The following is a 22,760-nucleotide window of genomic DNA, read 5'->3' as shown; positions in this document are numbered from 1 at the left end:
TTCTTAGTGAGTAATCGACTTCTTTTCGCGGCTCTGGCCGTTCTGGCTCTGGCCGGTTGCGCCAGTGATCCGGCACCCCACGAACAAATGCGGCTGACCGAGCAGGCGCTCGAGCAAGCCAAGGCTGTCGGCGCCACTGCCGATGAAGTGCCCGAGATGAAACTGGCCGAAGACAAATTCAATCGGGCCAAGGGCAGCATGGCTGGCGAATCCTTCAAGAATGCACGGATGCGCGCCGAACAGGCCGAGCTGGACGCCCGTCTGGCTGAAGCCAAGGTGCTGACCCAGAAAAGCGAGGAGCAACTGAACGTGCTCAATACCCGCATCGTCCGTCTGCGCAAGCAACTGGGGGATGCCCGATGAATTCGATGTCCAAATTGTTCGGCGGGCTGGTGCTCGTCGGTTGTACCAGCCTCTTTGGCTGCGCCGGTCAACACAGCGAGGGCGCCTTGCAGGAGGCCAGCGCTGACTTTCAGAAGGTCAAGGAAGATTCCAATGTGCTGCGTATCGCGCCGAAAGACGTGATTCGGGCCGGTGAGTCCCTGGCCCGTGCCGACCGTCTCTCCACCTATTGGGGAAGCGGTGCGGACGTGGTGCATTATTCCTACTTGAGCCAGCGTTACAGCCAGATCGCCCGAGAGCATACCAATCTGGTACTCAACGAGGAACGCGCGGCCAAGCTTGAGCTCGAGCGCCAACGCCTGCAGTTGGCATTGCGCGAATCCAAACTGTTGAGCGTGCAGCAGCAGGGCAAGTGGCTGGAGGAGCAGATCGTTGCACTGGCCACTACCCAGACCGATCGCGGACTGGTGATGACCCTCGGTGACGTGCTGTTCGATACCGGCGAAGCCGAACTGAAGAACTCGGCCAATCGTGTGGTGTTGAAGATCGTGCAATTCCTGCAGCTCAATCCCAAGCGCGTAGTGCGAATCGAGGGCTATACCGACAGCACCGGTGGCAAGCAGGAAAATCTCAAATTGTCTCGTGATCGCGCACAATCCGTGGCTGACGTACTGACGGATCTGGGCATCGACGAAAAACGTATTCAGGTCGAAGGCTACGGCGACGAGTACCCGGTAGACGCCAACGCTTCCGAACGTGGGCGTGCGCAGAACCGTCGGGTGGAAATCGTGTTTTCCGACGAAAAAGGCCAGCTCGGCGCCGCCCGCTGAGGGTGGCGTTACTGGAAAGCCCGGCCTGTCATGCAGCGCCGGGCTTTTTCACGTCTGTCGATTACCTCACAAAGCAGTACAGATTTAACCGACACTGCACTGTATGGTTGACTAATATGGCAACTGTCCCAGTACACTTCAGAACTGTTCCGGTATTGTTTCGCACAAGAATAAAACGCCCGTGAAATCGAGTGCTGCGTCATGACCAATCTTTTGCTCTACCAACGTATTGCTCAACAGCTGGCCGAAGACATCCGTCGTGGTGTCTATCAACCCGGCGAGCGCGTGCCCTCGGTGCGCAAGATGAGTTCGCAGCTCAATGTCAGCCACGCGACGGTGTTGCAGGCTTACGCCAATCTTGAAGATCAGGGGTTGATCCGAGCGCGGCCGCAGTCCGGTTATTACGTACACCAGACGCCGGCGCTGACGGCGCCGACCCCGGACATCGCCCGGGTCGAACGGCCCGGTCTGGTCACCCGTGCCAGCATCATTCAGCAAGTGTTGGTCGAATCGCGCCGAGAAGGCGTGTTCCCGCTGGGGGCAGCGGTGCCAAGTGTTGATTATTTACCGGTGCGCGCACTGCATCAGCAATTGGCCAAAGTCACCCGGTTCCATAGCCCGCGGGCCTTCAGCTACATGTTCAGCCCGGGTTTCGAACCGTTGCGTCGGCAAGTGGCGATTCGTATGCGCGATGCCGGGGTGGTGGTTGACCCTTCGGAAGTAGTGATCACCCATGGCTGTGTCGATGCCCTGCAGATGTCATTGCGGGTGCTGACCCGTCCGGGCGATCTGATTGCCGCCGAGTCACCGACTTATTACGGCCTCTTGCAGTTGGCCGACCTGCTGGGCCTGAAAGTCATCGAAATCCCCAGCGACCCGGCTACCGGCATGAGCCTTGAAGCCTTGCAACTGGCGGCCAATCAATGGTCGATCAAAGCCCTGGTGCTGACGACTCGGCTGAGCAATCCGCTGGGTGGCACCATGCCCGAGGATCGGCAAAAACAATTGCTGCGTCTGGCCTCGGACTTCGATATCCAGATCGTCGAAGACGACATCTACGGCGAACTGATGTTCGAGCAGGGTCGCACCAAGGCGCTCAAGGCCTATGATCGGTTGGATCGGGTCATTTACTGTTCGAGTTTCTCCAAGACGCTGTCGCCGGGTGTGCGCGTCGGCTGGATGATTGCCGGTAAATATCAGCAGGAAATCCAGCGTCTGCAGACCTTCACCACCCATTCGGCCTGCAGCGTCACGCAAATGGCGATTGCCGCTTATCTGGAAAATGGCGGTTATGACCGGCATTTACGGTACATCCGCCAGGAATACCGAAAAAACCTCAGTGCGTTCCAGCTGGCGGTGCAGCAGTACTTTCCTGAAGGCACGCAAATGACCCGGCCCACTGGCGGTTTCATCCTGTGGGTCAGCCTGCCCGGGCGGGTCAACACGCAGGAGTTGCATGTCCGCGCGCTGCAGCAGGGCATCAGCATCGCCCCCGGACTGATCTTCAGTAATACCGAGCAGTTCAATCACTGTATCCGCCTGAACTGCGGTACCCCGTGGAATCGTGAGGCGGAACGCGCCCTCATGACACTCGGCCTGCTGGCGACCCAGCTCTGTCAAGAGATGGCTGCGGGCTTCTGAGATTTCGGCGGAGCTTGTCATGCCGCGCCCAACAGGCGAGCATATGGCCCTCTGCCGTTAGTTTTGTTGGGTTCATGAAAGCGAATTTTCCTGCCGCCTGGGTTGTTCTTTGCCTGTTGATGTCGGGCCACGTGTCCGGGGTCATGGCGGCTTCCGTTCAGGAGAAGGCGCCAGCCACGACGACGGCCAGACAACCGGCCTCCGCGAAAAAGACCGCAGCAACGCCAAAGGTTACGCAGAAGAAAGCGGCTCCCGTAAAGAAGCGGCCTCCCATCGCCTCCAAGTCGAAACCGGCCAGCGAAGTGGTTAAAACGCAGTTGCCACCGGCCAGACTCGACCTGAGCCTGCCAAGGGAAATGGTTCAGCAGTTGAAACCTGCCGGTACCGTGCCGTTGCCCAGGCACGATACGGTCCTGCCGCAGATGTTCGGTGAAAAGAACAGCGGGTTCCAGCTCAACGGTCGCCTGTTGAGCAATGAAATGCAGTTGCAGCTGCGCAATGAAGAGCGCAGAGACGTCGAAGGCGCGGCGCTGGATTTCGAATTCAAGCAGTAAATTCAAATGATCCGTGACCCGCAGACCAGACGCTTTGTCGGAGACTGGTCAGTCACTTTCATTTCTGCGTAAAAACCCGGGTTCAGGGAATTTAACACAGCCGTTTTAGCGGTTACTCTGTTCCGCGTCCCTTTAACACATTGCTCGTCGCGAGGAGCTCGTCGTCATGAAATGCCGTGAAGGCTGTGGCGCCTGTTGCATTGCCCCTTCAATCAGCTCGCCGATCCCGGGCATGCCCGATGGCAAACCTGCCGGCGAACGTTGCGTTCAGCTGTCGGTCGAAAACCTGTGCAGCATTTTCGGCCGACCGGAACGTCCAGCGGTCTGTTCAGGGTTCAGCGCCGATGTCGAAGTCTGCGGAAGCAGTCAGGAAGAGGCGATCAGATTGCTCGGTTGGTGGGAGCAGATGACGGCGGCGTGATGTGTCAAACGTACGGAACTTCAACAATAAGGAATAAGACTATGGGTTCGCTGCATCGTATCGCTGTGTTGTGTGGTTTGACTGCCGTGCTGGCCACTTCGGCTGCCCAGGCTGAAGACTGGAAAGTGGTCAAGAACGAAGACGGCATCAAGGTCTCCCTGAGCGAAGTGCCGGGTTCGGACTACAAGTCTTACCAGGGCGTGACCTTGATGAAGACTACCGTCGCCAAACTGCGCGCACTGCAGGAAGACGTCCCCGGTGCCTGTGCCTGGATTCACGAGTGCAAGACCCAGAAACTGCTCAAGCATGAAGGCGACCAGAGCTGGACCTATACCCAGTTCAATACGCCATGGCCGGTGACCCCGCGCGATTCGATCCTGCATGTCACCACCGTTGAGGGGGCCGATGGCAGCCTGACCCGCAACCTGGAAGGCGTGCCGAAGTATCTTCCGGAAGAAAAAGGCTTTGTCCGGGTCGCTCAGATCAAAGGCTTCTGGAAGTTCGTGCCGAAGGGCGATCAGGTCGAAGTGACCTATCAGGTCCACACCGAGCCGGGTGGCAGCGTGCCGTCGATGATTGCCAACAAGTTCGTGGTCGACGCACCGTTCAATACCCTGAAAGCCCTGAAAGAACGCGCCGAGAAGTAAGCGTCGCGTGCTCCGCAAACGCCCCGAAGAACTCGGGGCGTTTTGCTTTGTAGCGATATTGTGTTTCCGGATATGCGTTGAACGAAATTTTCACAAAGTCTTCAAGACAATTCGCCCGCGCAGTTTTTATCTGTCCGGGTATGCCGTGCCTTTAATGAAAGAGTCCGGCAGCCGGGCAGTAATCAATGGCAATGCCGCCGGTGATCGTGCAACATTTGCGCACCGCGCAAGCCCCGGGGCCTGGAATGGCCAACAGAGGGCAGGGCGCAGCTGTATTTTTGCAACTTCAACTTTCAATGGGTCCTAAAACGACATGGCAAACCCGGACGCCCTGAATCAGCAGCGATCTTCCAGTCGCCTGCTGCAACCGACCGTCAAATCGCATCTGGCCTACACGCTCTTGTGCGCGCTGGTCATGATGGTGATGTTTTCCGTGCTGCGCCTCGCGCTGCTGGTCTACAACCGCGAGATGATCCTCGACACCCCGGCTTCGACCTTCTTCGAAGCTTTCGCCAACGGCCTGCGTTTCGACCTGCGCCTGGTGGTCTACCTCTGCGTTCCGATGGTGCTGGCGCTGTTCAGTGCCCGGGCCATGGCTGCGCGCGGGTTCTTCCGCCTGTGGCTGACCGTGACCTCCAGCATCGCGCTGTTCCTCGGCCTGATGGAGATGGACTTCTACCGCGAGTTCCACCAGCGCCTCAACGGCCTGGTGTTCCAGTATGTGAAGGAAGACCCGAAAACCGTGATGAGCATGCTCTGGTACGGTTTCCCGGTGGTGCGTTACCTGCTGGCCTGGGCCGTGGGCACGGTGATCCTGACCCTGGCGTTCAAGGCCGCCGACCGTCTGACCCGCCCGCGTGGCCCGTTCAGCGGTGGCAACGTCGGCACCCGTCAGGTGGCGCCATGGTATGCGCGTCTGGCGGTGTTCGTGGTGTGCCTGCTGATCTGTGTGGTCGCCGTGCGCGGCACCCTGCGTCAGGGCCCGCCGCTGCGTTGGGGTGATGTGTACACCACCGAATCGAACTTCGCCAACCAGCTCGGCCTCAATGGCACCCTGTCGCTGATCGCGGCCGCCAAGGACCGCATGGGCGAAGACCGCAACAACATCTGGAAAGCCACGCTGCCGCAGGATCAGGCGCAGAAAGTGGTGCGCGAGATGCTGGTGATGCCGGACGACAAACTGGTCGATGCCGACATCGCCGCCGTACGTCGCGACTACACCCCGCCGGCCGACAAGACCCTGCCGATCAAGAATGTCGTCGTGATCCTGATGGAAAGCATGGCCGGTCACTCGGTGGGCGCTCTGGGCGCGCCGGGCAACATCACGCCGTACCTCGACAAACTGTCGAAGGAAGGCCTGCTGTTCGACCGTTTCTTCTCCAACGGCACCCACACCCACCAGGGTATGTTCGCCACCATGGCGTGCTTCCCGAACCTGCCGGGTTTCGAGTACCTGATGCAGACCCCGGAAGGCAGCCACAAACTGTCCGGCCTGCCGCAGCTGCTCAGTGCGCGCAAGTATGACGACGTCTACGTCTATAACGGTGACTTCGCCTGGGACAACCAGTCCGGTTTCTTCAGCAACCAGGGCATGACCAACTTCGTTGGCCGCAACGACTTCGTCAATCCGGTGTTCTCCGATCCGACCTGGGGCGTGTCCGACCAGGACATGTTCGACCGTGGTCTGGTAGAGCTCAAGGCGCGTGAAAACGGCAAGCCGTTCTATGCACTGCTGCAGACCCTGTCCAACCACACGCCGTACGCCTTGCCGACGCCATTGCCGGTCGAGCGCGTGACCGATCGTGGCACGCTCAACGAACACCTGACCGCCATGCGTTATGCGGATTGGGCGCTGGGCCAGTTCTTCGAGAAGGCCCGCAAGGAGCCGTACTTCAAGGAAACCCTGTTCGTCATCGTCGGCGATCACGGTTTTGGCAACGAGCGTCAGATTACCGAAATGGACCTGGGCCGCTTCAACGTACCGATGCTGATGATCGCACCGGGCATCCAGGAAAAATTCGGTACCCGTGACCACACCGTAGGGACGCAGATCGACATCGTGCCGACCATCATGGGTCGTCTGGGCGGCGAAGTGCGCCATCAGTGCTGGGGTCGTGACCTGCTCAACCTGCCGGCAGGCGACACCGGTTTCGGTGTGATCAAGCCGTCGGGCAGCGAGCAGACCACGGCGATCGTGACCGCTGACCAGATCCTGGTTCTGCCAAAGGAAAAGGAAATGGCGCCGAAGATCTACCAGTACCAACTGGGCGCGAACCCTTCTGCCGAAATCATTCCGGACGCACCGCGTACCGCCGAACTGAAACTCAAGCTCGAAGCGTTCCTGCAGACGGCCACCAAGAGCCTGATCGACAACACCGCCGGTGTGATTAACGGCAAGCCGGACTGATCATTCGACGCAATAAAAAAGAGGCCCTTTGAAGGGCCTCTTTTTTTGTCGGTCAAATAGTCATATCCGACCGAGTAACAGCAGCACCAACAGGACTACCAGCACCACACCGATAATGCCCGAAGGGCCATAACCCCAACTTCTGGAGTGCGGGAAGACCGGCAGACCACCGATCAGCAACAGGATCAGGATAATGATAAGAATTGTGCCCATGTCGATTTCCTTGTTGATAGTGTCTGAAAAGTCTTGGTGTTCAAGGGCGGCTGGAAGTTGAACTAAATCCAGACGGCTTACAAATTCCGACTGCTGCGCATGAAAGAAAATTCAATGTTTTTTCAGTGTATTTGGCTAACACTCTTATTTCGTTTGATGCCGCAGTTTGCTCCTGCCATTCAGCAATCTGATGGAGCGTGGGTCGCTCCGGTTCCTTCGCTACACTGCGCGCATCTTCCCCGGAACAACAAGGCTGTCTGCTATGCAAAATCGCATGATGATCACTGGCGCGGGCTCCGGCCTGGGTCGCGAAATCGCGCTGCGCTGGGCGCGTGAAGGCTGGCAACTGGCGTTGTCCGATGTCAGCGAGCCCGGCTTGCAGGAGACTCTGAAACTGGTTCGCGAGGCGGGTGGCGACGGTTTCATCCAGCGCTGCGATGTGCGCGATTACAGCCAGCTCACTGCGTTCGCTCAGGCCTGTGAAGAGAAGTTCGGCGGCATCGACATCATCGTCAACAACGCCGGTGTGGCCTCGGGTGGATTCTTCAGCGAGCTGTCGCTGGAAGACTGGGACTGGCAGATCGCGATCAACCTGATGGGCGTGGTCAAGGGCTGCAAGGCGTTCCTGCCGTTGCTGGAGCAAAGCAAGGGCAAGATCATCAACATCGCCTCGATGGCGGCACTGATGCAAGGTCCGGCGATGAGCAACTACAACGTCGCCAAGGCCGGCGTGGTGGCGTTGTCCGAAAGCCTGTTGATCGAACTGGCCCAGCAGGAAGTCGGTGTCCATGTGGTCTGCCCGTCGTTCTTCCAGACCAATCTGCTGGACTCGTTCCGTGGTCCGACACCGGCCATGAAAGCCCAGGTTGGCAAGTTGCTGGAGAGTTCGCCGATCACCGCCGCCGATATTGCCGATTACATCTACAAGCAGGTTGCGGCCGGCGAGTTCATGATCCTGCCCCATGAGCAAGGGCGAATGGCCTGGGCGATCAAGCAGAAGAACCCGCAGCTGCTGTACAACGAAATGACCGCGATGGCCGAAAAGATGCGCGCCAAGGCCAAGCAGAACAACGGCTGACTTGCCCGGGGTTCGCCGCATCGTTAGGGTGGCCGCAACAGTCACCCTGACGAGATGTCTTGCATGCTCAATTACCTGTGGTTTTTCCTCGCCGCGCTGTTTGAAATCGCCGGCTGTTTCGCGTTCTGGATGTGGCTGCGCCAGGGCAAGAGCGCCTTGTGGGTGATCCCGGCGCTGCTCAGCCTGACCCTGTTTGCGCTGCTGTTGACGCGTGTTGAAGCAACCTACGCCGGTCGCGCCTACGCTGCTTACGGCGGCATCTACATCATTGCCTCGATTGGCTGGCTGGCCGTGGTCGAGCGTATCCGCCCGCTGGGATCGGACTGGATCGGTGTCGCCTTGTGTGTAATCGGGGCCAGCGTGATTCTGTTCGGGCCTCGGTTTTCGGCGACCTGAAGCATCGGCTTGAAGGAAACATCTGAAGGCCAAGGCGCCCGGGCCTGTAGGGTTTGACTGATTTGCCCGCAGCGCATTGTAGGGTGCTCGAAAGCCGCGCATCTTCAAGGCTCGAAAACCTTGAAGGACACCCCCATGCTTGTACTCAGCCGAGTTGTCGGTGAACTGATTTCCATCGGCGACAACATCACTTTGCGCGTTCTGGCGGTCAACGGCTCCAGCGTGCGGTTCGGCGTCGAGGCGCCAAAGCAGGTCAATGTGCACCGCGCCGAAGTCTACGAGCGGATCCAGCGCAAACAGGCCAGCGGCAAGGGCCGCTGACCGTTTCAGTCGAACAGGTGCTTGGGCACGTCGTGCTTGAGCATCAACTGGCATTGCTCGCTTTCCGGATCGAAAACGATCAGCGCCTGGCCTTTGATCAGGGCCTGGCGAACCCGCAGAACGCGGGTTTCCAATGGTGTGTCGTCACCGTTGTCGGTGCCGTCGCGGGTGACGAAATCCTCGATCAGGCGGGTCAGGGTGTCGACTTCGAGCGCGTCGTAGGGAATCAGCATGGGCACCTCGGCTAAATCAATCTCGGGATGCTACGGCGAATGATCGCCGAGGGCCAGACTCAACTGTCCGAGCGTTGCCCCACCAGGCTGTCCACCGATGGCACACGGGTGTCGCTCTCCATCTGCGTTTCGTGTTCGATCTGATGACTGAATCGGTCCAGTGACCCGGTGGCCGGTTGGGCATCGCTGGCGAACACTGGCGGGCTCAGAATGTACGCCCCCAGCAAGCGACTGAGCGCGGCCAGGCTGTCGATGTGCGTGCGTTCGTAGCCGTGGGTTGCGTCGCAGCCGAAGGCGAGCAGGGCGGTGCGGATGTCGTGACCGGCGGTGACCGCCGAGTGGGCATCGCTGAAGTAATAGCGGAACAGGTCGCGGCGCACCGGCAGTTCGTGTTCGCCGGCCAGGCGCAACAAGTGCCGCGACAGGTGATAGTCGTACGGTCCACCGGAATCCTGCATCGCCACGCTCACGGCATGTTCGCTAGAGTGCTGGCCGGGCGCGACCGGGGCGATGTCGATACCGACGAATTCGCTGACGTCCCACGGCAACGCCGCAGCTGCACCGCTGCCGGTTTCCTCGGTGATGGTGAACAGCGGATGGCAATCGATCATCAACTCCTGACCGCTGTCGACGATGGCTTTCAATGCTGCCAGCAGTGCGGCGACGCCGGCCTTGTCATCCAGGTGACGAGCGCTGATGTGACCACTTTCGGTGAATTCCGGCAGCGGGTCGAAGGCGACGACATCGCCGACGCTGATGCCCAGCGAATCGCAATCGGCGCGGGTCGCACAATAGGCGTCCAGCCGCAGTTCGACGTGATCCCAGCTGATCGGCATCTCGTCCACGGCCGTGTTGAAGGCATGCCCGGACGCCATCAGCGGCAACACGCTGCCGCGGATCACGCCGTTGTCGGTGAACAGGCTGACGCGGCTGCCCTCGGCGAAGCGGCTCGACCAGCAGCCCACCGGCGCCAGGGTCAGACGGCCGTTGTCTTTCACCGCGCGCACGGCGGCGCCGATGGTGTCCAGGTGCGCCGAGACCGCGCGGTCAGGGCTGTTTTTCTTGCCCTTGAGGGTGGCGCGAATCGTGCCGCGACGGGTCATTTCGAAGGGAATGCCAAGTTCCTCCAGACGTTCGGCGACGTAACGCACGATGGTGTCGGTGAACCCGGTAGGGCTGGGAATGGCGAGCATTTCCAGCAGGACTTTCTGCAGGTAATTCAGATCCGGTTCGGGAATTTGGGTGGTCATGGAAACTCCTGTTGCGAGGCGTCATTCACGCGTTCAACGCGGGAATGACGCTGAAGAGGGATCAAGCGGCCGGCTGACTGTGCGGAAACAACAGATCGACAAAGCGCTCGGCCGTCGGTTGAGGCTCATGGTTGGCAAGACCCGCCCGCTCGTTGGCTTCGATGAACACGTACGCCGGTTGATCTGCCGCCGGTACCATCAGGTCGAGTCCGACCATGGGGATTTCCAGTGCCCGGGCCGCACGCACGGCAGCGTCGGCCAGGGTCGGGTGCAGGATCGCGGTGACGTCTTCCAGCGTGCCACCGGTGTGCAGGTTCGCCGTGCGTCGCACGAACAGATGCTCACCCGCCGGCAGAATGCTGCTGTAGTCGTAACCGGCCGCGTGCAGAGTGCGCTGGGTTTCATGATCCAGCGGGATCTTGCTTTCGCCACTGGTGGCCGCTTGCCGTCGCCGACTCTGCGCTTCGATCAGCGCGCCGATGGAATGATGGCCGTCGCCGACCACTTCCGCCGGCCGGCGGATCGCTGCGGCCACGACCTCGAAACCGATCACCAGAATCCGCAGGTCGAAGCCTTCGTGGAAGCTCTCGAGCAGCACGCGAGTGTCGAACTGCCTGGCCGCTTCGATGGCCGTCTGCACGTCCTCGATGGTCTGCAGATCCACCGCCACGCCTTGGCCCTGTTCGCCATCCAGCGGTTTGACCACCACTCGCTGGTGTTCATCGAGGAAGGCCAGGTTGTCGTCCGCGTTCCCTGCCAACTGCTGCGACGGTACGTTCAACCCGGCGGCTTTCAACACTTTGTGGGTCAGGCTCTTGTCCTGGCACAGGTTCATGCTGATGGCGCTGGTCAGGTCGCTCAGGGATTCGCGGCAACGCACCCGGCGCCCGCCATGACTGAGGGTGAACAGCCCGGCATCGGCGTCATCCACTTGCACATCGATGCCGCGCCGATGGGCTTCCTCGACGATGATCCGCGCATAGGGGTTGAATTGCGCCTCCGGCCCCGGCCCGAGGAACAGCGGCTGGTTGATGCCGTTCTTGCGCTTGATGGCAAACGTCGGCAGGTTGCGAAAACCGAGTTTGGCGTAGAGGTTTTTCGCCTGCCGGTTGTCATGCAGCACCGACAGATCGAGGTAGCTCAGACCCCGACTCATGAAATGCTCAATCAGATGGCGCACCAGCACTTCACCGACCCCGGGACGCGAGCACTGCGGATCGACCGCCAGGCACCACAGGCTGCTGCCGTTTTCCGGGTCGTTGTAAGCCTTCTGGTGATTGAGGCCCATGACACTGCCGATCACCGCGCCACTGTCGTCGTCTTCCGCCAGCCAGTACACCGGGCCGCCCTGATGATGCGGAGTGAGCAGGGAGGCGTCGATCGGCAACATGCCGCGTGCCTGATACAGCTGATTGATCGACTGCCAGTCCTCTTCGCTTTGCGCACGACGGATGCGGAAACCGCGAAACACCCGCGTTGCCTGACGGTAATCGCTGAACCACAGGCGCAAGGTATCGGACGGATCGAGAAACAGTTGAGTCGGTTCCAGACCGAGAACCTGCTGTGGCGCAGCCACGTACAACGCGATATCGCGCTCACCCGGATGCTCGTTGAGCAATTCCCGGGCGAGGCTCGCCGGGTCGGGAAAGGTGTGGCCGATCAGCAACCGGCCCCAGCCGCAATGCACGGCAATCGGCTCGGCGCTCGGTTGATTGCCATCTTCGGCCAGGCGCGCCTGCAATCGTTCGTAGGAGGGTGTCTGACCGCGCAGCAGCCGTTGGCTGTAAGCCGTGGCGTGAGGTTTCATCAATCAGATTCCTTGTTCGCTGAGCCACAGGTTCAAAGCCGCCAGTTGCCACAGCTTGGAGCCGCGCAGCGGGGTCAACTGGCTTTGTGGATCAGTCAGCAGCTTGTCGAGCATGGCGGGGTTGAACAGGCCGCGATCCTGACTCGGATCCAGCAGCAGTTCGCGCACCCAGTTCAGGGTGTCGCCTTGCAAATGTTTGAGGCCCGGCACCGGGAAGTAACCTTTTTTGCGGTCGATCACTTCACTTGGGATGACCCGTCGCGCGGCTTCTTTCAAGACCTGCTTGCCGCCGTCGGGGAGTTTGAATTTGCCGGGAATACGGGCCGACAATTCCACCAGGCGATAGTCGAGAAACGGCGTGCGCGCCTCCAGGCCCCAGGCCATGGTCATGTTGTCGACGCGTTTGACCGGGTCGTCCACCAGCATCACGGTGCTGTCCAGACGCAGGGCCTTGTCGACTGCGGCATCGGCGCCGGGTTGTGCGAAATGCTCCTTCACGAAGTCGCCGGCAGCATCATTGGCGGTCAGCCATTTCGGCTGCACCGTGGCGGCGTAATCGTCGTAGCTGCGGTCGAAAAACGCCTCGCGATAGGCCGCATACGGATCGGGTGCGCCGTCCACTTGCGGATACCAGTGATAACCGGCGAACAACTCGTCGGCGCCCTGGCCGCTCTGTACAACCTTGCAATGCTTGGCCACTTCGCGGGACAGCAGATAAAAGGCGATGCAATCGTGGCTGACCATCGGCTCGCTCATGGCGCGGAACGCGGCGGGCAGTTGCTCGATGATTTCTCTTTCGTCGATGCGCAGTTGGTGGTGATGGGTGCCGTAGTGTTTGGCGATCAGATCGGAGTACTGAAACTCGTCGCCGCGTTCGCCGCCGGCATCCTGGAAACCGATGGAAAAGGTCGACAGGTTCTCCACGCCAACTTCGCGCAGCAGGCCAACGAGCATGCTTGAATCGACGCCGCCGGAAAGCAGCACGCCGACATCCACCGCCGCCCGTTGGCGGATCGCTACCGCCTCACGGGTGCTGTCGAGCACGCGGTCGCGCCAGTCTTCCAAAGTCAGGTTCTTCTCGTCTTCGCGTGGGCCGTAGGGCAGGGTCCACCAGGTTTTCTGCTCGGTGGTGCCGTCTGCCTCAATCCGCATCCAGCTCGCCGGCGGCAGCTTTTCGATGCCGGCCAGCAAGGTGCGCGGCGCAGGCACCACGGCGTGGAAATTCAGGTAATGGTTGAGCGCCACCGGATCGAGGATCGGGTTGATATCGCCGCCCTTGAGCAACGCCGGCAGGGCCGAGGCGAAGCGCAGGCGCTGGCCGGTGCGCGACAGGTATAGCGGTTTGACGCCGAGGCGGTCGCGGGCGATGAACAGGCGCTGGGCATCGCGCTCCCAGATGGCGAAGGCAAACATGCCGTTGAGTTTCGGCAGCAGCGCTTCGCCCCAGGCGTGATAACCCTTGAGCAGCACTTCGGTGTCGCCGCCGGAGTAGAACGCATAACCGAGCGCTTCGAGTTCGGCGCGCAGTTCCGGGAAGTTGTAGATCGCGCCATTGAAGGCCAGGGACAGGCCCAGTCGACTGTCGATCATCGGCTGCGCCGAGCCGTCCGACAGGTCCATGATTTTCAGGCGTCGATGGCCCAGGGCAATCGGCCCCTGAGCGTGAAAGCCCCAGGCGTCGGGGCCGCGAGGCGCCAGGTGATGGGTGATTCGCTCGATGGCTGCAAGGTCTGCAGGTTGTTGATCAAAACGTAACTCGCCAGCTAATCCGCACATAAAGTCCTTACCGGTTTTTCCGTTGGGGAGGGCATTTCTGAACCGCGCCGAAATGGACGGTACCCAGAAACTGACCCGGCTCGGATGTGGGAGTTTTAGAACGATCAGTTATAAGTGGGCTGAGCTGACCGATGGGCCTTTAGCATCCCGGAGGATGCCGCGGGTGGTAAATATGTATTCGAAACATGCGGATTACTGCTGGTTTGCGGGCCCGAACGGGCAGTTATTCGTGTTTTTTATTCGCTTTCGGGATCGCTAGGGTGGGAGGACTGCACAGCAATAAAGGAATATTGCCCATGTCCACTCCACCGGTATCCGTGACACCGGTCACCCTCTCGGAAGAACAGAAACTGAGCTTTTTGCTGGAAGCCACAGGCGATCTGGACACGGCCCAGGCCTTGCAGAAGAACCTGCCTGCGGCGCTGCTCAACGCCACTGCCGACACACTGGCAGCGCTGGACAAGGCTGCGCGTGATCTGCAAGCCATTCAGTCGACAGTCGAGACACATCTTGGCCGGCTGCAACCTTTGAACAGTTTTTGCATTGATCTGTTGAACCGCACGCTGAGCGCCCGATGGTCCGCAGTGTTCGATGTCGAGAAAGACCACCTGCAATTGCCCGGGAGCTATTGTGGATGTGAGCCTGTGGTCCCGCCGGGGGGCGGCCCGGCGGTTATTCCGTTCGCCACTCCGACGTTGCTCGAGGCTGCCATGCAGAACTTCACGGAGGACGAGGCACAGCCCGATTACTTCCCCGAGGGAAGTGTGGTTCGGATAACCAGCATGCCGGAGGGGGTTCCCGGTCTGACGCCCACAGCGTTCGCTGCTTTTTGTCGTGAGCTGAACCTGGGGCAGCAGTATCAGCAACATTTCCAGCAGGTGTTCGGTGTCAAGACGGTGGATGGAAACCGGACAGCCACCGGTCCCCTGGTTCTCGACATCACCACCATGAAAAAACACCTGCTGCAACTGGACCTGCTTCTGGCGCTGGTGAGGGAGCACGTCTCTCAGGAGGGTTTTCAGACGGTTCAGCGCTTGATTGATGCCGGTGGCGTTGTCGACACCCAAAGCCTGCGGTTTCAGGGTCGGCCGTTGATCATGCAAGGGATCGAATTGCTTGAGAGTTGTATCTGGGGGGTTGTGGTGTTCTCCGAACGTTCGGTCGAGTCGGACCCGGATCAATGGTGCCTGGTGTACATGCCGGGAGAGCCTGATCAACCCCTGTACGAGTACGCCAGTTTCACGGCGTTCACGACGTATCTTGAATTCAAGTTGGGGGTGGACAGCTACAAAAGCTATTTCACTCACTGCATCGGCGAAGGCGACAAGATCGACTTTTTCAAGACCTTCGCCGATACCGGCAGCCTGGGGCGCGTCAGACAATTGGAAATGCCCGGTCCGCTGTTCGACTTCATGTTCAAGAGTCATGTCGGCAAGCTGCAACTCGATGCCCGTGTGCTCGCCGTGCCGACCGAGGATGTCGATGAGGAGGCGCGCAGGACGCGTCTGCTGCATTACCTGGAAACCGGTATGACGGTCGCTAACGCAGCGGGATTTGTCTTACCGGTGTTGGGGCAGTTGATGATGGGGGTCGCCATCGGACAGATGCTCGCAGAGATATATGAAGGGATCGAGGACTGGAGCCAGGGAGATCGTCAGGAAGCGTTTTCACACCTGCTCAGCGTCGCTGAGAACATTGTCCTGATGGCCGTCGTGGGGGCCGGCGTCAAAGGCCTGAAATCCCTGGCGATCAGAACGGTTCGAAAACATCCTGATTTTTTCCACGCATTCACGGCCATTCTGGACAATAAGGGGCAGCCACGCTTGTGGAAGCCACAGTTGGACGGTTATGAACAGCCTTTGCCAGTGGGGGCCGATCCCGATCCCGAGGTGACGGGTTTGTACCGGGGGGAAGGCAGGTTCTTTGCCCGTATTGACCACCATTTCTATGAAGTGGTGCTGGAGCCGGCTTCCGACACCTGGCGTATCCGGCACCCGGTCCGTCCGGATGCCTACGCTCCGCCACTCAAGCCCCACCGGCATGGTGGCTGGCGTCACCCCGGCGAGGCGAGCGAGCAGTGGAACGGCGCCTACACCCTCAGACGCATAGACCCGAATCTGGGCAGGTTCGAGGACAGTCGCCTGGAGATGATCCGGCGATTGACCGACACTCGATTCGACGAATTGCATCGTCTGAGCGATGACAATCTGTCGTTGCCCCCACGGTTGCGCGACATGATCGAGCGATTTGGAATCGAACGCAGATTGCGTGATTTCGTTCGCGCCATGGAGCGTGGCGAGGCGACCGACGCCCGTCATGTCCAGGAGCAGTTGCACGTGTTGCCCGAACTCGCGAACTGGCCGGCCGATCGCTACATCAAGGTCGTGGATGAAAGCGACCGTATCACCGCGACCTATCCTCCTGCATCGATTGACGATGACACGGTGAGCATTATCGTGAGCCATGAGCAACTGGAAAAAGGAGAGCTGCTGCAAACTGTTCTGGACGGCATGTACCCCTGGGAGGTCGAGGCACTTGTGGGGGCGAACGTTGCCCCGGCTGATGCCAGCGTGCAGCTGGCGAAAGTGATCGGGGCTGCGGTCAAGGCCGATTGCAGGTCGGTCTTCGATCACCTTTACCAGCAATTCGACCGCGGCGTCTTCGGTGAGTCGGTCAGGCTGCGCAGCGCTTTTCCCGGTTTGCCGAGGAGGTATGCTCGGGAGCTGCTCAGGCGTACGCCAAGCGTCGAACGGACACGTTTGCGCAGGACCGGGCGAGTGCCCATGGGGTTGGCACAGAGGGCCCGTCAGGCCTTGAGCGATGTGCGTGTGGATCGGGCATTGGCAGGTTTTTACCTGGCGGATATCGCCAGTGCCGATACCAGGACACTGGCGATACGGTTGTTACCCCGGCTAAGTGGCTGGGATCCTGAGTTCTATCTGGAACTACGGGCGAAAACACTGAACGGTGATGTGCTGGAAACGTTGGGCGAGAAACCGCTCGCTATTTCAAGTTCATGTACGTTGGTCGAACTCGACAATGGCTACGAAGTGTTTGGCCGTGACAGGAAGTCGCTCGGCAAAGTCGTGTCCGGCCCGGAAGACCTTTATCACGCGATTCTCAAAGGGCTGTCAAAGGAGCAGCGCAAGGCCATCGGATTTGCGCTGCCGAAGCCGGAAGATGGCGCACGCCTGCGCAGTATGCTGCTGGAAGGCGCCCTGGATGAGCGCGAGGGGTGCGCTCGGGTGTTGGCGGGGGGGCAGTTGCAAGCGGCGATTGCCGAACCTGTGTGTATATCTGCCGACTCCCCCGTCGGTTCGAAAACGCATTCGCGTCGTTTATTGCGTCAGGTGAAAAAGCTTTACCCCTTGTTTTCCGACGTGCAAGCCAATGAGTTTCTGGATCAGTCGGGGAGCGATCATCTGTCCAGGGCGATCAGGGTCCGGCAGTTGCGAGAGGACTTGAGCCGGCTGCGGGAAGTGATGGATACCTGGGTCGAGGATGAAGCTGCCATGAAGGCCCTGGGCGGTGATCTGAATGAAATACACGAGTGCCGGCAAATCGTGGCGTTCGAAATCGAGGACTGTTTTCGACGTTTGATCTTCCTGCCCGATGAGGCCGGGCGACTTGTCTACGGTCTGAAGCTCGATGGCATGCGCTTCGGTAAATTTCCGACCTTGCCGGTGGGTTTGACGTTTGACCATGTCAGGCAATTGTCCATGCAGGACATGTTGCTGGACAACGATGCCGTTTATTTCCTCAAAGCCTTCACGAAAATCGAGTCCCTCGAGCTGGATCGCAATCAAATCACCCGATTGCCCGAGATCATTTCGCATATGCCGAATCTCAAGCGGCTGAGCCTGGCCGACAACAGGATTCAACTGACCGAGCACTCGCTGGTGACGTTAGCCAGGTTACGCACCCTGCAAAGCCTGAATCTCAGCGGGAACTTCCTCGGCGCTACGGTGGATGTCGGTAATCTGTTCGATTTGACCTACCTCTCCTTGCGTAATACCCGCGCCACCGAGTTTCCGAAGGGTCTGCAATTGCTGCCCAATCTGGATCGGGTGGATCTGCGGGACAACGAAATCCGTGATCTGCCTGCCTGGCTGTTTGAAACGCCCCGACGCTTCAGTGAAACGATCAATTTGCGCCATAACCCGATTTCCGATGTCAGCAGAACTTATCTTTATGACTACCGCAGGACGGTCGGAATCGGCATGGGTTATCTGGATAACGATATCGCGCGACTGGACGAAAACCAGGCGCGTTCGATCTGGTTGACCGAGACGGGAGGAGAAGAGGGCTCCCGGCATCTGCAGATGTGGAACGCGATCAAGGATGATCCGAGGGCCGAAGGTCTGTTCGCTCTGCTGGCGGAGCTGGGCAATTCCGCCGAGTCCGCCAATGTGCGCGAGGATATGTACCGGCGGGTCTGGACGGTTCTGGACGCGACGCAGAGCGATGCCGAACTGCGGGAGCAGATTTTCGATCTGGCGGCCAACCCGATCAATTGCACGGACAATGCGGCATTGAACTTCAGCCACCTGGAAGTTGCAGTGCAGGTCCACCATGTGACACGTGCCAGCAAGGGGCAACGCCCTTCGACGAAGGCGCTGCTGAAACTGGCGAGGGGCCTGTTCCGGCTTGAGCAGATTGACCGGATCGCCGCGCAACACGCGCAGGCCCAAGCGGCACCTGACCCGTTGGAAGTGACTCTTGCCTACCGCTCGGGTCTGGCGCAGGCACTCGAATTGCCCGGACAACCTTCGCACATGCGTTACGCCTCACTCGCGAAGGTGACAGGGGCGGATCTGGTGGAGGCCATCAATCGAATCCAGACGGCAGAACTGTCTCCCGAGTGGCTGGCGTTTCTGGTTCGCCAGCCCTTCTGGGTCGAATACGTGAAAAGCAGTTTTGCCCGGCAGTTCGACGATGCCCGCGCACTTCACCAGGAGCAAGCCCTGGCGTTATTCGAGAAAGCTGAAGAACTCAGCTCGGCCGACTATCTGAGCGAAATGAACCTGTGTGCCGCCCGGCAGGAGCAAACGGAAAGCGCCTTGCTCGAGCAATTGACCGAGCAGGTGCTGCGGCGGGTGGAGGGCAATATCTGCCTGCTGTCCGGTGGCTGAGCATTATCATTTGCCCCGGATCAGCCGCCGCAAGGCAAACCGGTTCGGATGACACGCCTCTGCGACACCTCTGGGCAGGGGCAGCGGTTCGTTGTCCAGCCAGGCTGCCAGCAGCTCACCGGACAGTGGTGCCGTGATCAGCCCCCGGGAACCGTGGCCACTGTTGACGTACAGACCGTCCAGCCAGGGGCAGGACATGTCCGGCACCTGTCGGGCATCCTTGCTCAAGGCGCGATAGGCCTCGGTGAAGGCTTCTCGATCGGCGAGCGGGCCGACGATCGGCAGGTAGTCGGGGCTGGTACAACGGAAGGCTGCACGGCCCTGAAGGCTGTCGGCGTCGAGTTCACTGATGTGCAGGCGCGCGACCAGATCCGTGGAGATCTCTTCGAGCATCGCCAGATTGCCCAGGTGTTCGGCGGTGGTCGGGGTCAGGTCGTCGCTGTTGAAATCGAAACTGGCGCCGAGGGTGTGCTCGCCCAGCCGTGCCGGTGCGACGTAACCTTCGGCACACACGACGGTGGTCAGCGCCTGGCTTTGTGTGGTCTGCGCCAGTCGGGTGATCTGCCCGCGAATGCGCTTGAGGGGCAGGTCGGCGCTCTGGGCAAAACGTTTGATTTCAGCGGCACCGGCCAGCACCACGACGGGTGCTGTTGCGATCAACCGTTCCCCGTCGAAGGCGTGCCACTGACCGTCGACCTTGCGCAGTTCAAGGGCCTGCTGATGAGTCAGCAGCGTGACGCCCGGTTGTGCCGATTGCGCCTGACACAACGCCGGCGGATGCACCCAGCCGCCCTCGGGATAATACAAACCACCGTGTTCCAGACCGACCCCGGCGCGGGCCTGTGCCTCGGGTTGATCGAGCCATTGCACAAGGTCTTCGGGGAACGCGGCTGCCAGTTGCGCCTGACGTTCGCATTCCTTTTCATTGAACGCCAGTTGCAGCACCCCGCAGTCATCCCAGTCGGTGCCGCGTTGCAGGTTTTCGAGCAGGCGTCGGGTGTAGCCGAAACCGCTGACGATCAACTGCGACAGTGCCGTGCCGTGGGCGGACAGTTTCAGATACAGCACGCCTTGTGGGTTACCCGATGCTTCCTGTGCAACCGCGTCATGCCGTTCCAGCAGACTGACCTGCCAGCCCCGCGCCGCGAGGCTGGCCGCCGTGGCACAGCCGGCCAGACCGGCACCGATCACCAGCGCCCGTCGCTCTCCGGTGACGGGAGCCGGGCGGGCGAACCACGGTTTTTCAACGGCGGGAGGTGCCACGCCCTCGGGCCAGCCGAGAAATTCGCCGCGCAGGATTTCCCATTTGTGTCCAATGCCCGGCGTGCGCTTCATCTTGAAGCCGGCAGCGTTGAGCAGGCGCCGTACCCAGCCGGTGCTGGTAAACGTGCTGATGGTCGAACCGGGCGCCGCCAGCCGCGCCAGTTCGGCGAACAGTTCGGCGGTCCACATTTCGGGGTTTTTCGCCGGAGCAAAACCGTCGAGAAACCAGGCGTCGATCTGTGCGTCGAGTTGCGGCAACTGTTCCAGCGCATCACCGATCAACAGCGTCAGGGTGACTCGACCGTTGTCCAGAACAATGCGCTGGAAGCCTTGATGGATTGCCACGTAATGCGTGAGCAATTGATCGGCCAGCGGCTTGAGTTCCGGCCACAACGCCAACGCCCGTTGCAGGTCGGCAGGGCTCAGCGGGTACTTTTCCACACTGACAAAATGCAGTCGCGCACCGGCGACCGCGTGCTGTTCGAACAACTGCCAGGCGCAGAGAAAATTCAGCCCGGTGCCGAAGCCGGTTTCGCCGATCACCAGTCGCCCACCCGAAGGCAGCGCGGCAAAGCGCTCGGCCAGACGGTTCTGTTCGAGGAACACGTAGCGGGTTTCATCCAGCCCCGACTGATCGGAAAAGTACACATCGTCGAACACTCGCGAACGCGGGCGTCCCTGGTCATCCCAGTCGAGTTGGGCGTGGGGCATTACAGGTTTCATGGCAGGCTCGGCAACGACAAGGCGGCCATTCTAGCCGATCACGCAGGCGCCGCTTGATCCATGGCAAGCCTGGTTGCGCACGACTCATGGACAATCCGCCGCCAGCGGGAATTTCTGTGCCGCCCCCATGCCCAATCCGCTAGTCTTGCTGAATCCTGGAAGGAGCCGTCCCTATGTTCGAATCCGCTGAAATCGGTCACGCCATCGACAAAGACACCTACGAAGCCGCCGTTCCCGCCCTGCGTGAAGCCTTGCTTGAAGCCCAGTTCGAGTTGCAGCAGCAGAAGCGTTTCCCGGTGATCATTCTGATCAACGGCATCGAAGGCGCCGGCAAGGGCGAGACGGTGAAGTTGCTCAACGAATGGATGGACCCGCGCCTGATCGAAGTGCGTACCTTCGACCAACAGACCGACGAAGAACTGGCACGGCCACCGGCCTGGCGTTACTGGCGGATGCTGCCGGCCAAGGGGCGCATGGGGGTCTTCTTCGGCAACTGGTACAGCCAGATGCTGCAGGGCAGGGTGCACGGGTTGTTCAAGGATCCACGACTGGACCAGGCCATTGCCGGCGCCGAGCGCCTGGAAAAAATGCTGTGCGATGAAGGCGCGCTGATCTTCAAGTTCTGGTTCCATCTGTCCAAGAAGCAGATGAAGGCGCGGCTCAAGGCACTCGCCGATGATCCGTTGCACAGTTGGCGGATCAGTCCGCTGGACTGGCAGCAATCGGAGACCTACGACAAGTTCGTCAAATATGGCGAGAGGGTTCTGCGTCGCACCAGTCGCGACTACGCACCCTGGCATGTCATCGAAGGGGTGGACGTGCATTACCGTAGCCTGACGGTGGGCAAGCTCCTGCTCGAAGGCCTGCAAAATGCGCTGAAACGTCCGGACGTGCATTCGAACGTTGTCAGTGCCCAGCCGCTGGGCACATCGGTGGATCAGTTGAACCTGCTCGACAGCCTCAACCTGAGCCAGAGCCTGGACAAGAAGGATTACGAAGAGCAATTGATTACCGAGCAGGCGCGTCTGTCCGGGTTGATGCGTGACAAGCGCATGCGCCGTCATGCGTTGGTGGCGGTCTTCGAAGGCAACGATGCGGCGGGCAAGGGCGGGGCGATCCGGCGGGTCGCGGCGGCGCTCGATCCACGTCAGTACAACATCGTGCCGATTGCCGCGCCGACCGAAGAGGAACGGGCGCAGCCGTACCTGTGGCGTTTCTGGCGACACATTCCGGCCCGGGGCAAGTTCACCGTGTTCGACCGTTCGTGGTACGGCCGGGTGCTGGTGGAGCGGATCGAAGGCTTTTGCAGCACGGCGGACTGGATGCGTGCCTACGGCGAAATCAACGACTTCGAAGAGCAACTGGCCGATGCCGGGGTGATCGTGGTCAAGTTCTGGCTGGCCATCGACAAGGATACGCAGATGGAGCGTTTCCAGGCCCGTGAGGAAATCCCCTTCAAGCGTTTCAAGATCACCGAGGACGACTGGCGCAACCGCGACAAGTGGGACGCCTATCGTGCGGCGGTGGGCGACATGGTCGACCGCACCAGTACCGAAATTTCACCGTGGACACTGGTCGAGGCCAACGACAAGCGCTGGGCCCGGGTCAAGGTGCTGCGCACGATCAACCGGGCGCTGGAAGAAGCCTTCGAGAAATCCGACAAGAAGGAAAAGAAGCACAAGGACTGACCGATGGGCACGCATACGCGAGGTGAATGATTGTCGCG

Annotated in this window: 18 protein-coding genes; 12 read left to right on the top strand and 6 right to left on the bottom strand. The window is 60.2% G+C overall.

Features of this window, described 5'->3' with window-relative positions; genetic code table 11:
- Positions 1-6 precede the first annotated feature (6 nt).
- From ACSPX5_RS15550 to ACSPX5_RS15520, 7 genes are all read left to right on the top strand, one after another.
- Positions 7-363 (top strand): DUF4398 domain-containing protein, encoded by a 357-nt coding sequence (locus ACSPX5_RS15550; RefSeq protein ID WP_169431409.1) that lies wholly within the window; start codon positions 7-9, stop codon positions 361-363.
- A gap of 5 nt (positions 364-368) precedes the next feature.
- On the top strand, positions 369-1,172 hold the full coding sequence (locus tag ACSPX5_RS15545; RefSeq protein WP_423815196.1) for an OmpA family protein: 804 nt from the start codon (positions 369-371) through the stop codon (positions 1,170-1,172).
- Between the two features lie 201 nt (positions 1,173-1,373).
- On the top strand, positions 1,374-2,813 hold the full coding sequence (locus ACSPX5_RS15540; protein ID WP_169431407.1) for a PLP-dependent aminotransferase family protein: 1,440 nt from the start codon (positions 1,374-1,376) through the stop codon (positions 2,811-2,813).
- Between the two features lie 74 nt (positions 2,814-2,887).
- Positions 2,888-3,367, top strand: a complete 480-nt coding sequence (locus ACSPX5_RS15535) for a translation initiation factor 2 (RefSeq protein WP_207865528.1) — start codon at positions 2,888-2,890, stop codon at positions 3,365-3,367.
- A gap of 166 nt (positions 3,368-3,533) precedes the next feature.
- Positions 3,534-3,788 (top strand): YkgJ family cysteine cluster protein, encoded by a 255-nt coding sequence (locus tag ACSPX5_RS15530; RefSeq protein WP_085710899.1) that lies wholly within the window; start codon positions 3,534-3,536, stop codon positions 3,786-3,788.
- Positions 3,789-3,829: 41 nt separating this feature from the next.
- Positions 3,830-4,435 (top strand): START domain-containing protein, encoded by a 606-nt coding sequence (locus ACSPX5_RS15525; RefSeq protein WP_169431405.1) that lies wholly within the window; start codon positions 3,830-3,832, stop codon positions 4,433-4,435.
- A gap of 313 nt (positions 4,436-4,748) precedes the next feature.
- Positions 4,749-6,842 (top strand): LTA synthase family protein, encoded by a 2,094-nt coding sequence (locus ACSPX5_RS15520; RefSeq protein WP_169431404.1) that lies wholly within the window; start codon positions 4,749-4,751, stop codon positions 6,840-6,842.
- A 60-nt stretch (positions 6,843-6,902) separates the two neighbouring features.
- Here the strand turns inward: ACSPX5_RS15520 and ACSPX5_RS15515 are convergent, their stop codons facing one another.
- A complete protein-coding gene (locus ACSPX5_RS15515) occupies positions 6,903-7,061 on the bottom strand; it encodes a DUF3309 family protein (protein WP_169432680.1) in 159 nt (52 codons plus the stop codon).
- 256 nt (positions 7,062-7,317) lie between these two features.
- Between ACSPX5_RS15515 and ACSPX5_RS15510 the strand changes: the two genes are divergently transcribed.
- The 3 genes from ACSPX5_RS15510 (at position 7,318) to csrA (ending at position 8,850) form a co-directional block, all read left to right on the top strand.
- Complete coding sequence (locus tag ACSPX5_RS15510) at positions 7,318-8,133, top strand: SDR family oxidoreductase (RefSeq protein WP_169431403.1); 816 nt, start codon at positions 7,318-7,320, stop codon at positions 8,131-8,133.
- A 63-nt stretch (positions 8,134-8,196) separates the two neighbouring features.
- Complete coding sequence (locus ACSPX5_RS15505; protein WP_085710895.1) at positions 8,197-8,529, top strand: YnfA family protein; 333 nt, start codon at positions 8,197-8,199, stop codon at positions 8,527-8,529.
- A 135-nt stretch (positions 8,530-8,664) separates the two neighbouring features.
- Positions 8,665-8,850: a carbon storage regulator CsrA gene (csrA, locus tag ACSPX5_RS15500; RefSeq protein ID WP_169431402.1), complete on the top strand. Its 186-nt coding sequence runs from the start codon at positions 8,665-8,667 to the stop codon at positions 8,848-8,850.
- 5 nt (positions 8,851-8,855) lie between these two features.
- Here csrA and ACSPX5_RS15495 read toward each other — a convergent pair whose 3' ends face one another.
- The 4 genes from ACSPX5_RS15495 to ACSPX5_RS15480 form a co-directional block, all read right to left on the bottom strand.
- Positions 8,856-9,083 carry a YheU family protein gene (locus ACSPX5_RS15495; RefSeq protein ID WP_085710893.1) on the bottom strand — a complete coding sequence of 76 codons (228 nt, stop codon included), beginning with the start codon at positions 9,081-9,083 and terminating at the stop codon, positions 8,856-8,858.
- A 59-nt stretch (positions 9,084-9,142) separates the two neighbouring features.
- The gene (locus ACSPX5_RS15490) at positions 9,143-10,333 is read right to left on the bottom strand and encodes an osmoprotectant NAGGN system M42 family peptidase (protein ID WP_007950879.1); all 1,191 of its coding nucleotides are present in this window, start codon (positions 10,331-10,333) and stop codon (positions 9,143-9,145) included.
- A gap of 61 nt (positions 10,334-10,394) precedes the next feature.
- Positions 10,395-12,140 carry an N-acetylglutaminylglutamine synthetase gene (gene ngg, locus ACSPX5_RS15485; protein ID WP_439819869.1) on the bottom strand — a complete coding sequence of 582 codons (1,746 nt, stop codon included), beginning with the start codon at positions 12,138-12,140 and terminating at the stop codon, positions 10,395-10,397.
- A 3-nt stretch (positions 12,141-12,143) separates the two neighbouring features.
- Entirely contained in the window at positions 12,144-13,916 is a 1,773-nt protein-coding gene (locus ACSPX5_RS15480; RefSeq protein WP_439819868.1) for an N-acetylglutaminylglutamine amidotransferase, read from the bottom strand.
- A 296-nt stretch (positions 13,917-14,212) separates the two neighbouring features.
- Between ACSPX5_RS15480 and ACSPX5_RS15475 the strand changes: the two genes are divergently transcribed.
- Positions 14,213-19,048, top strand: a complete 4,836-nt coding sequence (locus tag ACSPX5_RS15475; RefSeq protein WP_439819867.1) for an NEL-type E3 ubiquitin ligase domain-containing protein — start codon at positions 14,213-14,215, stop codon at positions 19,046-19,048.
- Positions 19,049-19,054: 6 nt separating this feature from the next.
- Here ACSPX5_RS15475 and mnmC read toward each other — a convergent pair whose 3' ends face one another.
- Positions 19,055-21,034 (bottom strand): bifunctional tRNA (5-methylaminomethyl-2-thiouridine)(34)-methyltransferase MnmD/FAD-dependent 5-carboxymethylaminomethyl-2-thiouridine(34) oxidoreductase MnmC, encoded by a 1,980-nt coding sequence (gene mnmC, locus ACSPX5_RS15470; protein WP_439819866.1) that lies wholly within the window; start codon positions 21,032-21,034, stop codon positions 19,055-19,057.
- Between the two features lie 173 nt (positions 21,035-21,207).
- Between mnmC and pap the strand changes: the two genes are divergently transcribed.
- Entirely contained in the window at positions 21,208-22,722 is a 1,515-nt protein-coding gene (gene pap, locus ACSPX5_RS15465; RefSeq protein WP_207865521.1) for a polyphosphate:AMP phosphotransferase, read from the top strand.
- The last annotated feature ends 38 nt before the right edge of the window (positions 22,723-22,760 follow it).

This window comes from Pseudomonas sp. HLG18, from assembly GCF_051903985.1.
GTDB lineage: Bacteria > Pseudomonadota > Gammaproteobacteria > Pseudomonadales > Pseudomonadaceae > Aquipseudomonas > Aquipseudomonas fluorescens_BT.
Note: the sequence above shows the minus strand (reverse complement) of the source record. Positions and strands in the feature narration are given on the sequence as shown.